A 12,942-nucleotide genomic window follows, 5' to 3' on the forward strand; every position below is an offset into this window, starting at 1 on the left:
TCGGACTTATTGACTGACGGCAGGTGACTTGCCGGATACAACAGGATCTGCTTGCATTAGAAAAGGACTTTTACCATCGGTAATAATCACTTTGGCATTGTTGCTTTTCGACAACTCTTTAAAGGCTTCAATAGCCCGCCATTGTATGAGCAAGGGATTCAATCCTTCGCTGATAATTTTTTGTGCATCTCTGATGCCGGCAGCTTCCAGCTTTTTACGCTCCGCTTCCTGTTTTTCTCTGTCCAGTACAAACTGCATTCTGAACGCTTCTTGCTCTGCCCGCAATCTTTCTTCAATGGCCATGGTGAGTTCCTTGGGCAGCTTCACACTTTTCAGCAACACGCCTTCTACAATAATGCCTCTGGGTTCGAGGTATTTGGCCATATCGGCCTGCATCGTTTTTTCAATATTGGCCCGCTCGGCTGTATGCAAATCTTTTGCATTAAAACGGGCACTTACATCCCGTACCACACTTCTGAAAACGGGCGATATCACTACTTCTTCATAATTCTCGCCCACGTTCCTGAGCAGGTCAGGAATTTTTGCCCGATCGATCCGGTACAAAATGCTCATTTCACTTTGTACGGTCAGCCCTTCTTTGGTAGGCAGGTCGGCATTGGTAGCCAGGTTGATGGTACTGATGGGCACTTTAATGATGCTGGACCATGGCCCCACGGTGTACATGCCACTGCTTCTTACTTTGTCTTCAATGGTGCCAGTGCGGCGTTTTACACCAACTTCATTTTGTTTTACAGTCACACAACTGCTTAATGTAATGAGTGGTAATACGAGTGTCAACAATTGCTTCATAATCGATACAATTTTGAAAGTGATGGATGTGAAAATTACAAACGCATGTACTGTATAGATGAGCCAGCACCGCCCTTTTGCATAATGGACAGTTATACCAAGCCAGCAATTAACAGGTGCTTAGCACTTGCAGCATGTAGATATAAATAACGGGAATAAAATGCCGGATAACGGTCAGGCATTTACGCGACTGCTGTGTACGGCAGCAGCAATCTCTTTAATCAGCAAAGGATCTTTTTCGATGGCATTGCCCACCACAATCACATCGGCTCCGGCTTTGCAATTGCGATATGCTTTTTCGGGCTCGGTGATGCCGCCACCAATAATGAGCGGCGCTTCAATGGTACCAGCCACTTTTTCAATCATGCTTTCGGTAATGGGCTTTCGGGCACCGCTGCCGGCATCCATATAAATAAGCTTCATGCCCAGCATTTCGCCGGCCATGGCAGTACACATGGCAATCTCATTTTTATCGGCAGGTATGGGTGCTGCATTTGAAATGTAGGATACCGTTGTTGGCGCACCACCATCAATCACCATGTAGCCGGTGGGCATTATTTCGAGGCCGCTTTGTTTTACTACCGGTGCACTGATCACATGCTGGCCAATGAGCAACTCCGGATTGCGACCACTGATGAGGCTGAGGTACAACAATGCATCGGCATACTTGCTTACCTGACTGGGGCTACCGGGAAAAAGAATAACGGGAATGTCGGTTTGTGCCTTGATGTGCTGTACACAATCATCCAAATGGTTGCTGATGACCAGACTGCCTCCCAGCAAAAAATAATCGACCCTCGCATCCATAGCCAACCGCACCAGCTCATCGAGACCGCTGCGGTTCACTTTATCGGGATCTATCAGCACGGCAAAACTCTTTTGGCCTTTCTGCTTCCTCTCTACAAATATGTCGTACAGCCTGTGCTTCATTCGCATTGAGTGTGCAACAAAAATGCAATAAAAAACGGGACGGCTAACCTTCCCCCTCAATTTTCTTTACCCAAAGCCCCAACAACCCACTGAAATTCAGTGCTGCTAACAGCAAAGGCTTACTGCTGCCAACGGTCTTTTCCCCAATGCTTTATTAATATTTGGTGGCGGTGCTGGGTTTGGCGTTTAAATTGTACAAGCAAACCCATGATGCGTTATTTTTTCCTTACCCTGATGATGAGCCTGCTGCTGCAGGCGGCTTCGGCACAGTATGTCATTACCGGCAGCTGGTATGGCCGCGGCGAATCGAAAGCCGGCCTCACCTACAACACTTACCTCTGCGAACTCATTTTGCTGAAAAAAGGCAACAACATTACCGGTACCCTCAATTACTTTTTTGGCCAGCACGAATACAGCACCAAGGTGAGCGGTGTGTACTGGCCCGAATCGGGCACCATCGAGTTCAAACCTTTTAAGCTCATCAGCTTTTTTGCCAAAGACAACAATGCCCCCGATTGCCAAATGGATGGCTCCCTCACCCTTTATACCCATGGGCCCGACAGTGTACTCTACGGCCAGCTCAACCCGCTGGAAAACTACCGCTATGGCTGCCCCATAATTAATATCAGCCTGCAAAAAGCCAAGCCCCAACCCACGGCCAGCCTCAAAAAAACACAGGCGGGTGCTGTAGCCGCCATTCCTGTAATAGCCGCCAAAAATGCCGACACAGCTCTCAGCCAACAGCGGCAAGTGCCGGCATCCGTTTCAGCCCTGCAACAGCGAACTTTTGTAAAAGGCCAGCTGATTGAAGTGGATACTGATACCATTATGCTGCACCTGTACGACAATGGCAAAATGGATTTCGATACGGTGTCGGTTTTCTTCAACCGGCAGCCGGTGGCCGAGCACAAACTACTGGGCCTCACCCCCATAGAAATTCCATTGGTACTCGCCGCCGGCGAAAATGAAATAGCCCTTTTTGCCGAAAACCTGGGCGAAATACCGCCCAATACCGCCCTCTGCATTGTATATGCCGGCACCCAGCGGTACGACCTCAACCTCTCCAGTAGCCTCGCCACCAACGGTACCATCCGCATCAAACGCAAGGCCCCGAGGTAACGTAAAGCACCCATCCTGCTGACAATTATCATAGCAGTTCGCAGGCAACTAAACTTTATTTGTAAAAGTCTGTTTAACCGATTGCTTGAATTCTCAGCAAAAACTATTACCTATTTTCGCCTTTTCGTACCCACATGAGCATGGAAATAACTCCCGGAACATTACTCAAACAAATAGACAGCCCGGCCGATTTGAAAAAATTGAGCCGTGAGCAACTGCATCAGGTGTGCAATGAACTGCGACAATACATTATTGACGTGGTAAGTGTACACGGCGGCCACTTTGGCGCCAGCCTTGGCGTAGTAGAACTGTCTGTGGCATTGCATTACGTATACAATACGCCTTACGACCAGCTGGTATGGGACGTAGGCCATCAGGCTTATGGCCATAAAATACTCACCGGTCGCCGTGATATTTTTCCCAGCAACCGCAAGTACAAAGGCCTGAGTGGCTTTCCCAAACGCAGCGAAAGCGAATATGACACCTTTGGCGTGGGCCATAGTTCTACCTCTATTTCTGCAGCCTTGGGCATGGCCCTGGCCGCTAAGTACAAGGGCGAAGACCGCAAAAGCGTAGCCGTAATTGGTGATGGCGCCATGACTGCCGGTATGGCTTTTGAAGCCATGAACCACGCCGGTGTCAGCGACGCAGACATGCTCATCATCCTCAACGACAACTGCATGAGCATCGACCCCAACGTGGGTGCGTTGAAAGAATACCTGACAGACATTTCGCTGAGCCCCACCTACAATAAGCTGAAAGATGACGTGTGGAATGCCATTGGCAAACTGCCCGTAGGCAAAAGCTTTACCCGAGCCATGGCCCACAAAGTGGCCGAAGGCATTAAAGGCGCCATCAGCAGCAGCAGCAACCTGTTTGAAGCATTGAAGCTCCGCTATTTTGGCCCCATCGACGGGCACAACATAGCCAAGCTGGTAGATACACTGGAAGACCTGAAGAAAATTCCGGGACCAAAAATCCTGCACATTGTTACGGTAAAAGGCAAAGGCTATGCCCTGGCCGAAAAAGACCAAACCTTGTGGCATGCTCCCGGTTTGTTTGATAAAGTATCGGGCGAAATCGTCAAGAAGAAATTCAATACGCCTCAGCCGCCCAAGTACCAGGATGTGTTTGGTCACAGCATCATAGAACTGGCAGAAATGAATCCGAAGATTTGGGGAGTAACACCAGCCATGCCCAGCGGTTCTTCGCTGAAGTTTATGATGGAAAAAATGCCTGACCGTGCCATCGACGTGGGCATTTGCGAACAGCATGCCGCCACTGTGAGTGCCGGTTTGGCTACACAAGGCATGCGGGTGTTTTGCAATATCTACAGCAGCTTTATGCAAAGAGCCTACGATCAGGTAGTGCATGACATTGCCATTCAAAAACTGCCGGTAACGCTTTGCCTCGACCGTGCCGGTTTGGTGGGCGAAGATGGTCCTACGCACCACGGCGCTTATGATATTCCGTACTTCCGTTGCATTCCCAACATGATCATCAGTGCCCCGATGAATGAGCAGGAATTGCGCAACCTGATGTACACTTCGCAACTGGAAAGCACCACGCTGCCCATGGTAATTCGCTACCCCCGTGGCGAAGGGGTGATGCCTGAATGGCGTACACCATTTGAAGCCATTGAAATTGGCAAGGGCCGCAAGCTGAAAGATGGTGAAGAGGTAGCGATTCTGAGCTTTGGCCATCCTGGCAATTTTGCCAAAAGTGCCATCGTAGAACTGCATCAATACGGCATCAACCCCGGCCATTACGATATGCGTTTTACCAAGCCGTTGGATGAAGCCTTGCTGCACGAAGTATTCAGCAAATACCGCAAGATTGTAACCATTGAAGACGGCACTACTATTGGTGGTTTCGGTAGTGCTATACTAGAATTTATGGCACAGCATGGTTACAGTGCTCAGGTGAAAATGCTGGGCATCCCTGACCGCCTGGTAGAGCATGGCACACTGAAAGAGCTGCATGCAGAATGTGGTTACGACGCCAATGCGATTGTAGCTACTGTAAAAGAACTGATGAAAGACAAAGTACAGGTAACCAGCGGCGCATTGCTGCAATAAAGACCTGCTAGAATAATACGATACAACGCCGGCCATTGGTCGGCGTTGTTGTTTTTGCGCCAATTGGTTTCCGTTATATTCGTAGCCATGAACATGGCAAATCTATCAGGCTTCTCCCGTTGGCAATATGCTGTGGCGGCGCTATTGCTTTTGCTCATCGAAATAGCGATAGCCCTGTTTGTTCACGACCGCTTTGTACGGCCTTACATTGGCGATGTGTTGGTGGTTGTCCTCATCTATTGCAGCGTTAAATCTGTGAAACCTTCTTTGCCATGGCGCAGCACCGCCATAGCAGTATTGCTTTTTGCCTTTGCCATTGAAGGCCTGCAATACTTGAAGCTGGTACGTTTACTAGGTTTGCAACACAACCGGCTGGCCCGCACCATCATTGGTACCGATTTTGCCTGGGCAGATATGTGGTGCTATGTAGCCGGCATTGCATTGGTTTGGTGGATTGAAGTTGTTCGGGAGAAAAGAAACCGCCTTTAACCAAACTATATCATCTGCATTGTATCATGTACCTATCGTGATTCGTTTTTACAGAAACGAAAAACATGATGCGAATAAGAATGCTGCTATTGCTCAGCGTTGTTTTTACCCAAGTTTTTGCCCAACAATACAGCACTGCTGCAGGCATCAGATTGGGTGGCGACATTGGACTTACCTTACAACAACAGGTGGCAAAAAATATAACGGTAGAAGCCTTACTGCAACAGCGCATTTTACATCGCCAAACCACCGGCACTCTCTTGCTGGAAAAACATTTCCCATTGGCAGGCAAAGGCTTTAACCTCTATGCCGGGGCTGGTCCGCATATTGGACACTGGGGACGACGCAACCCCGAAGCAAACAGCAACAATCAATTGCTGTATGGTGCCACCGTAATTGCGGGCCTCGAAATCAAACTCGGCAAGCTACTACTGAGTGCCGATTACAAACCAGCCGTTAACATCAAAGGCGGTTGGCAAACCTTCGACAGCCAGACCGGATTGTCGGCCCGCTACATTTTTATTAAAAAAGCACGGCCTGCCAAAAAGCAACGACAACCTATCCATTGGCCATGGCAGCAAAAGCAGGCATAGCTTACCATTTGTCATTTCGTTGGGAAAACGAAAAGTGTAACGAACTTATATTTAGGCGTACAAACTTTCTGCATGAAACAACTTTTTGTAGCCACATTCGCCAGCCTGCTGCTTGCCTGTAGCAATGGCCGTGAGGAAACACCGGTGGAGAACAACAATAATAACAACACAGCAACTGAAATCGTGACAGATACTGAAGTAAGCAGTGCAGAAGTGATACCCGTGGCTACCAACAACTGGAGCATAGACGAAATAGACAGCAGCGGTTGGATGATGATGAAACTCTACCTCAATGGCAGTTCAGTCGACAAATCAGACAGCAAGATTTCGCTGTATGGCAGCAGAGAAACATCGGTCTGCTGGAATATTCTTTTTTACAATAGCCGTACCGGCGAACAACATTTGCTTACTGATCAGCGCATCATTCTAACTGCTACCGAAGCAAAAGCAGCAAGTGACTATCCTACCGCATTAGACTCTGTCATTCTTTATCAATGCATTACCGATGACCTGAATAAAGATGGACAGTATGACGACAATGACGGTGCTTCATTATTCATCAGCGACAGAACGGGCAAACATTTCCGCAGGATAACACCCAAAGGTTTACACCTCAATCATTGGCAGTACATAGAAGCCAGCAACTCTCTGTTGCTAACCTGCCTACGGGATAGCAACAAAGACTTGCAATACAAACAAGCAGAAGATGAACGCCTGTTGTTTCAATGGAGCCTCACACGGCAAGACGGGCTGAAACCAGTGCTCTCCAAAACAAGTCAGCAACAAATCAATGCCTTGATCAAACAGCACTGGACTGTGAAACAGCAATAGTCACCCATACTTTTTCTTTTGCATTGTACCTTCATGATAACCACATCATGAAACGCAACCGCCATCAGTTTTTATTGAGTCAGTATCACCACAACCATGCCGTGCAATTGGTGCATGGTGGTAAAACATATTTTGATAAGCTGATTGCAATGATTGATGGTGCCAGCAATTGCATCCATTTACAAACATATATTTATGAAAATGACGCAACAGGGCAGCAGGTTACGCAAGCCCTGATAGCAGCTGCGGGTCGTGGTGTAGCAATATATGTATTGCTTGATAGCTATGGGTCTGAAGGCTGGAAACAAAGCTGGCCTGCCGCACTGGAAGAAGCGGGTGTTCATTTTCGTTGGTTTAGCAGCGTTGCCAACAATCAGCATTTTTACCTTGGTCGCAGGCTGCACCACAAAGTGGTAGTGGCCGATGCGCAACGCTGTTTGGTAGGTGGAGTAAACATCAGCAACCGCTACAATGATTTGCCCAATGACCCCGCCTGGCTCGACTGGGCGTTGTACTGCGAAGGTCCTGCCGCAGCTATACTCGATGTAGTTTGCCTGCGCATTTGGCAGCGGGATGTGAGCCGCAAAAAAGACTGACCGCTCAACAATTTGACTGTGACACCAGCTTGCACAACTGCATGACCGTAAGAGTACGCAGAAACGATTGGGTACGAGGTCATGTGCAAATTACCCGCAGCTATTTGGAAATGTTTCGGGAAGCGCAATCTCACATCATCATGATGTCGAGTTATTTTTTGCCCGGCAGAAAAATGCGCAAAGCCATGCAGCAAGCTGCCAACAGAGGCGTCAAGGTTTGTGTGATTACTGCAGGAAAATCAGATGTAAAAACCGCAAAAAATGCAGAGCGGTATTTATACAATTGGATGCTGCGCCACAACATGCAGATTTATGAATACATGCCCCATATCTTGCATGGCAAACTCAGCACCTACGATGGCAAATGGGTAACTGTCGGCTCATTCAACGTAAACAACATCAGTACTTTTGCCAGTGTAGAATTAAACATGGATGTATTGAACGACCGCTTTGCACAAGACGTGGAAGTGCAACTCAAATACATCATGCAGCACCAATGTACGTTGGTCGACAATGACTCGTTTACCCGACAAACCAAGTGGTATCATCGCCTGTGGTACCGCATCAATTACGATTTCATCCGCATCACGTTCTTCTTATTTACGTTTTACTTCAAACAAGAAAAGCGTCAACGCTAGCTACTCTCCCATTGTTCTCTTGACCAACCCCTTTGCCACCTGCCAGTTCCAGCCTTTAAAACGACCACGCTGCACAATCACTTTGTTGTCATCGGGATGTTGTAAGAAATAATGGAACACAAAACGACCCCGTGGGTTTTGCCAGCCCAGCATTTGGCCAAACCGAAGGTCGTTGAACACCAGGCTGTCATTCCATTGTTCTACAGTATAAAACTCTTGTGAAAAACGAATGAGCTGCTGCACATCCGTATGATCGGCTATTGTATCGAGCAGGTGTTGATTGCGGGGAAAATATTCGAAGTGTATGCTGTCGGTTTTATCAAATAAAGAACGGAAGCCTACATGATAGCCGCTATCGTTACCAGCCACCACAAACCACAGCCAGTTGTTGAGCGGAGCCGGTGTGGTAAAATATCGTTGGTGTGGAATGTGCTGTTGCACAAAAGCCTTCTTCACCGTACTATCTATCGTCCATTTATTGAAGCTGCAATACACGAGGTATAATGCGGGCATGAGTAAGCCCATCATCCACCACATTTTTCTTTTTGCCGCAGGCTTTTTGCTCCACCAAATAGCCCCACAAGCCAATGCCGGAATGAAGCTGAAAAACGGATCGGCCACATACACAGCATTGAAAGAAATCCGCTCATGATTGAATGGTTCAAACCAACCGATGCCATAGTTATTAAACGCATCCATAAACAGGTGCAATCCAACTGCCACCCCAAAAAACAACAGCCACTGTGCCATGCGAATGTTGTGTGGGCGGTGCAGCCTGTCGGCGGCCAACGCCAGTGCTGGCGTAGCAATTAACCCAAACAATAGCGAATGCGTAAAGCCACGATGAGCTAGCAATTCTTCCGCAGTAGGCATCCAAAAGCCAGCTACAAAATCGATGTCGGGCAGGCTATTGGCCAGTGCGCCCCACAGCATGGCTTTTTTGCCCAGCTTTTTGCCCAGCATGGCTTCGCCAATACAGGCACCAATGGCTATGTGCGTTAAAGAATCCATGCCGCAATGATACAACGGATTTTGACCATGCCCCGCTAATCGAGGGTGAGTACTTGCACACCGGTGCGTTGCTCCATGGCTATGATGATGCGTTCGATGGTTTTGTTGTTGTAATAAAATTCAATGCTGCCTTCGTCGAAAGGTTCGGATAAAATAATGGCGGATAAATACATGGACAGCTCCAGCAGCGATGAGCGGTAAAAACTAAACTTAGGATTGCGCAGGTTGACCCAACCTCTATGCCATGCATGCCAGTTGAACTCGAACACCACCCCATAACTCAGCAATAACTGATGCCATTTTTTAAACACCGGATGATGAAGCACATTAATAGTAATACCTGTATTGCAAAAATGCAGATAGCCTTCAAACAGTTGCTGCCATTGGGCTGGCGTTATATCGCTCAGCAATTGACGCTGCCGCTCAAACACCGGATCTTTTGCATTGAACTGATGCCGTTTGTAAGCCTTGTAATGATCGTACACTTCGTGCAGGTACCATTCCAATGCCCAGCTGTCTTGCAATACAAATGTTTCATCGGGTACGGCTTCTTCTGTTTCCAGCTTCATGGTTTCTGTGAGTAGCACAGGCGATTCAAAAGCCGTGATGGCTGGCTGCACCTGCCCATTGCCCCGCCAGCGAAGTATGCCGGCGCTATTGCCCTGCAGCACAATTTGCAGCCGGCTCTGCGGACATTCCAGATAGCCATCGTTGTTGAGCTGCATGAGCACTTGCTCGCCATGCAACAAACATTCGGGGCAATATCCATCAAATTGTACCATGTGTAAACGTCAGTAATTTATGCATTTTCAACCTGACGCAAACTACAGGCCAATCCTGTTTTACAAAAAGACCTTCATCATCTTTTTAAAAAAAACATGCACAGACCAAAGTCCGTGCATGCTGTCATTAAAACCACATTGTTAGTAAAACGCTTATTGTTCTGTAGCCGTTTGGCCCAGCAATTCTTTATCAATTACTGATTTGAGCACATGCTTGGGCAATGCACCAGCCTGCATCATGGGTTTGCCTTCCATGGGTATGAACAGCAAAGAAGGAATGCTCTGAATACCAAACACCATCGAGAGTTCTTGTTCGATGTCGGTGTTCACTTTGTAAATGTCTACTTGTCCGGCGTACTCATCACTCAGTTGCTCCAGCACGGGTGCAACGGCTTTGCAGGGACCGCACCAGTCGGCATAAAAATCAATTACTGCGGGCTTATCGCCGCTGAATGCCCATTCGTTGGCATTGTCGTAGTTAAACACTTTGGCCTTAAAATCGGCGGTGGTAAGTTTTATGGTTGCCATAATAAATCGTTTACAAATGTTTGATTTGGTAATGATGTAGCACAAATGTAGCCCCCATAACAGCAACTGAAGGGGATATTCGTCACACAGAAAGCGCAGCAAAACATGTAGGTCCCATTAACAGGCCGGTTTGCAGCGGCCACAAAGCGGGCTATGGCAGGCGGTGGGTGTAAAGAACTGCAAAAGGGGGAGCCATAAGTATCAAACATTACCCATCGGTTTAACAAATACACCTTTCTTTGCCATCTAATTTATTCTGACAAATGAACAAGCTGATTCTGGCACTGGCCGCCGTAGCGCTGTTGGGTGCATGCAAACAAAAAGACGCCAACAACCTGGAAGGTGGTACGGTAAAAATCGAAGGCACCATTGCCGGAGTAGAAAGTGGATGGATGGAAATGATTGTTCCTTCAAGAGAAAGTGAGAAAGTTGATTCTATTAAAATTGAGAAAGCGGCTTTTTCGCACAAACTCGACGTAAAATCGCCCGACCTGCTGGTGATTCGTTTGGCCGGTACCCAAGGTTCTGAACTGGCATTTTGGGGCGACCCCGGTACGGTAAAAATTACCGCCAACAAAGACTCTATGTGGACTTCTAAAATTGAAGGTGGTGCCACACAGGGTTTGTTTAAAGATGTAGAAGGCAAGGTACGGGCCATCATGGAAAAAGGTCAGGCACTGTACCCCAGCTATATGGCTGCACAGCAGCAGCAAAACATGCCCGAAATGCAGCGCATAGAGCAGCAGCTGATGGGCCTGCAAACACAAGCCAAAGACGAAGCCATCAAATTTGCCAAAGCCAACAAAGGCAGTGTATTGGCGGCTTACCTCGGCTTGGTATACCTCGGGCAGCCGGGCAACGAAACCAGCTTGAAAAGCCTGTACGACAGTCTGGCTCCCGGTGTGCAAAAAACATTCTTCGGCAAAAAAATCAGCGAAATGGTAACAGCCAGTGCTGCTACAGCTGTTGGCTCACCTGCTCCTGAATTTGCCATGAACGATGCCAGCGGCAATCCTGTATCGCTGAGTTCTTTTAAAGGCAAAGTGGTGCTGGTAGATTTTTGGGCCAGCTGGTGTGCTCCCTGCCGCGAAGAAAACCCCAATGTAGTGGCTGCTTACAATCAGTTTAAAGACAAGGGCTTTACTGTGTTTGGTGTATCGCTGGACAAAGACAAAGCAGCGTGGGAAAAAGCCATTGTTGATGACAAGCTGACCTGGACACATGTAAGCGACCTGAAATACTGGGACAATGCTGCTGCCAAGCTCTACAAAGTGCAGTCTATTCCTGCCAACTTTTTGCTGGACAAAGAAGGCCGCATTATTGCCAAAGACCTGCGTGGCGCAGCCCTTACCGCCAAGCTGGCCGAAGTGCTGAAATAAGCAAGCGTTACATTTTGTATCTTATACAACAACAGGAACTACCGAGGTAGTTCCTGTTGTGTTTTGTGGCAGATGCACACTTACTAATAAGCTTGCTTTTGCATGGGATACTCCTACCCCTTTACAGCACCAATATCTTTTTACCAAATTTCAAGAGCGGCATACCATAGCCCGGCATTGCACAACTGCCGATGGGCTGCCCGACCAACGAAACTACCCCGCAGCCCCGTGCCAGCGTAGCTGCGCCGGGGCGAGGAGTAGTGAGGCGGGCGGGAAAAATTGTTGCGCTATGCACAAGGCTGATAGCCCCAATGCTGGTACATTCACTAACGGCAAGCACTCACCAGTGGTGCAGCCGGCTGTATTGATCCACAACAAAACCATTGGCTATGCTGAAGAGCTCTATTTCGCAACTACCCATCACCAATCAGGAAGCTGTAAAAGGCAGCGAGATTCGAACCAGCATCTTTTCGCTGATTCGGGAGAAGCACCCTGCCTTTGACCAAGACAGTATTTTATCGTTGGATGAGTTGAATGCCTTTCGGCGGATGTACCTGAAGCAACTCATGGAGCAGGAAAAAGGCGAACTGGCACAAATTGACCTTGATGTAATGACGGCCATTCAGCACAATGCCATCCTCAGCGAAAACATAGAACCTGAAATGGAAGCCACGCTGACCCGTGGTCAAAAACTGGCCGACATGATTGCCAGTTTTGGTGGCAGCTGGACTTTTATTCTTTCTTTTTTCTCGTTTTTAATGATATGGATGGCAGTGAATGTGTGGGTGCTCAGCAGCAAACCTTTCGATCCGTTTCCATTCATCTTGCTCAACCTTATTTTGTCGTGCCTTGCGGCCATACAGGCGCCCATAATTATGATGAGCCAAAACCGACAAGAACAAAAAGACCGCTTGAGGGCGGAGCATGATTATAAAATCAACCTGAAAGCAGAACTCGAAATAAAATTATTGAGCGAAAAGATTGATCACCTGTTGGTGCATCAAAACAAAAAACTGCTGGAAATACAAGATGTGCAAATAGACTATCTGGAAGATTTGATGAAAAAAATAGGACAGCAACCACCCCGTGCCTGATGGCATACATGCGTTGGTGATGGCGCAGCATCCGGTTAGCAGGCCTAATGGCCGATAGTCATGA

At 47.8% G+C, this 12,942-nt stretch carries 15 protein-coding genes; 9 read left to right on the plus strand and 6 right to left on the minus strand.

The features are described 5' to 3' along the window. Window positions 1–6: 6 nt before the first annotated feature. A complete protein-coding gene (locus tag GLV81_RS14740; RefSeq protein WP_157479550.1) occupies window positions 7–810 on the minus strand; it encodes a prohibitin family protein in 804 nt (267 codons plus the stop codon). A gap of 174 nt (window positions 811–984) precedes the next feature. Next, a complete protein-coding gene (locus tag GLV81_RS14745; protein WP_157479551.1) occupies window positions 985–1,740 on the minus strand; it encodes a phosphoglycerol geranylgeranyltransferase in 756 nt (251 codons plus the stop codon). A 207-nt stretch (window positions 1,741–1,947) separates the two neighbouring features. On the opposite strand from GLV81_RS14745, the gene GLV81_RS14750 reads away from it, so the two are divergent. The 7 genes from GLV81_RS14750 to GLV81_RS14780 all read left to right on the plus strand — a co-directional run bounded on the left by GLV81_RS14750 (window position 1,948) and on the right by GLV81_RS14780 (window position 8,084). Next, window positions 1,948–2,859, plus strand: a complete 912-nt coding sequence (locus GLV81_RS14750; RefSeq protein WP_157479552.1) for a hypothetical protein — start codon at window positions 1,948–1,950, stop codon at window positions 2,857–2,859. 140 nt (window positions 2,860–2,999) lie between these two features. Beyond that, on the plus strand, window positions 3,000–4,937 hold the full coding sequence (gene dxs / locus GLV81_RS14755; protein ID WP_157480768.1) for a 1-deoxy-D-xylulose-5-phosphate synthase: 1,938 nt from the start codon (window positions 3,000–3,002) through the stop codon (window positions 4,935–4,937). A gap of 93 nt (window positions 4,938–5,030) precedes the next feature. Beyond that, the gene (locus GLV81_RS14760; RefSeq protein ID WP_197428427.1) at window positions 5,031–5,426 is read left to right on the plus strand and encodes a ribosomal maturation YjgA family protein; all 396 of its coding nucleotides are present in this window, start codon (window positions 5,031–5,033) and stop codon (window positions 5,424–5,426) included. Between the two features lie 65 nt (window positions 5,427–5,491). Continuing rightward, window positions 5,492–6,019: a hypothetical protein gene (locus GLV81_RS14765; protein WP_157479554.1), complete on the plus strand. Its 528-nt coding sequence runs from the start codon at window positions 5,492–5,494 to the stop codon at window positions 6,017–6,019. Window positions 6,020–6,091: 72 nt separating this feature from the next. Next, on the plus strand, window positions 6,092–6,850 hold the full coding sequence (locus GLV81_RS14770; protein WP_157479555.1) for a hypothetical protein: 759 nt from the start codon (window positions 6,092–6,094) through the stop codon (window positions 6,848–6,850). A gap of 47 nt (window positions 6,851–6,897) precedes the next feature. After that, complete coding sequence (locus GLV81_RS14775) at window positions 6,898–7,446, plus strand: phospholipase D-like domain-containing protein (RefSeq protein WP_197428430.1); 549 nt, start codon at window positions 6,898–6,900, stop codon at window positions 7,444–7,446. Between the two features lie 41 nt (window positions 7,447–7,487). Next, a complete protein-coding gene (locus tag GLV81_RS14780; protein WP_157479557.1) occupies window positions 7,488–8,084 on the plus strand; it encodes a phospholipase D-like domain-containing protein in 597 nt (198 codons plus the stop codon). Here the strand turns inward: GLV81_RS14780 and GLV81_RS14785 are convergent, their stop codons facing one another. The 3 genes from GLV81_RS14785 to trxA all read right to left on the minus strand — a co-directional run bounded on the left by GLV81_RS14785 (window position 8,085) and on the right by trxA (window position 10,405). Further along, the gene (locus tag GLV81_RS14785; protein WP_157479558.1) at window positions 8,085–9,095 is read right to left on the minus strand and encodes a metal-dependent hydrolase; all 1,011 of its coding nucleotides are present in this window, start codon (window positions 9,093–9,095) and stop codon (window positions 8,085–8,087) included. A 35-nt stretch (window positions 9,096–9,130) separates the two neighbouring features. After that, window positions 9,131–9,877, minus strand: a complete 747-nt coding sequence (locus tag GLV81_RS14790; protein WP_157479559.1) for a DUF6508 domain-containing protein — start codon at window positions 9,875–9,877, stop codon at window positions 9,131–9,133. Window positions 9,878–10,030: 153 nt separating this feature from the next. Further along, a complete protein-coding gene (gene trxA, locus GLV81_RS14795) occupies window positions 10,031–10,405 on the minus strand; it encodes a thioredoxin (RefSeq protein WP_157479560.1) in 375 nt (124 codons plus the stop codon). A 263-nt stretch (window positions 10,406–10,668) separates the two neighbouring features. Between trxA and GLV81_RS14800 the strand changes: the two genes are divergently transcribed. Beyond that, entirely contained in the window at window positions 10,669–11,784 is a 1,116-nt protein-coding gene (locus tag GLV81_RS14800; protein ID WP_157479561.1) for a TlpA disulfide reductase family protein, read from the plus strand. A gap of 121 nt (window positions 11,785–11,905) precedes the next feature. Here the strand turns inward: GLV81_RS14800 and GLV81_RS19545 are convergent, their stop codons facing one another. Continuing rightward, a complete protein-coding gene (locus tag GLV81_RS19545) occupies window positions 11,906–12,079 on the minus strand; it encodes a hypothetical protein (RefSeq protein WP_197428432.1) in 174 nt (57 codons plus the stop codon). Window positions 12,080–12,173: 94 nt separating this feature from the next. Between GLV81_RS19545 and GLV81_RS14805 the strand changes: the two genes are divergently transcribed. Continuing rightward, complete coding sequence (locus tag GLV81_RS14805; RefSeq protein ID WP_157479562.1) at window positions 12,174–12,878, plus strand: DUF1003 domain-containing protein; 705 nt, start codon at window positions 12,174–12,176, stop codon at window positions 12,876–12,878. Window positions 12,879–12,942: the final 64 nt, after the last annotated feature.

It is taken from the genome of Phnomibacter ginsenosidimutans (genome assembly GCF_009740285.1).
GTDB lineage: Bacteria > Bacteroidota > Bacteroidia > Chitinophagales > Chitinophagaceae > Phnomibacter > Phnomibacter ginsenosidimutans.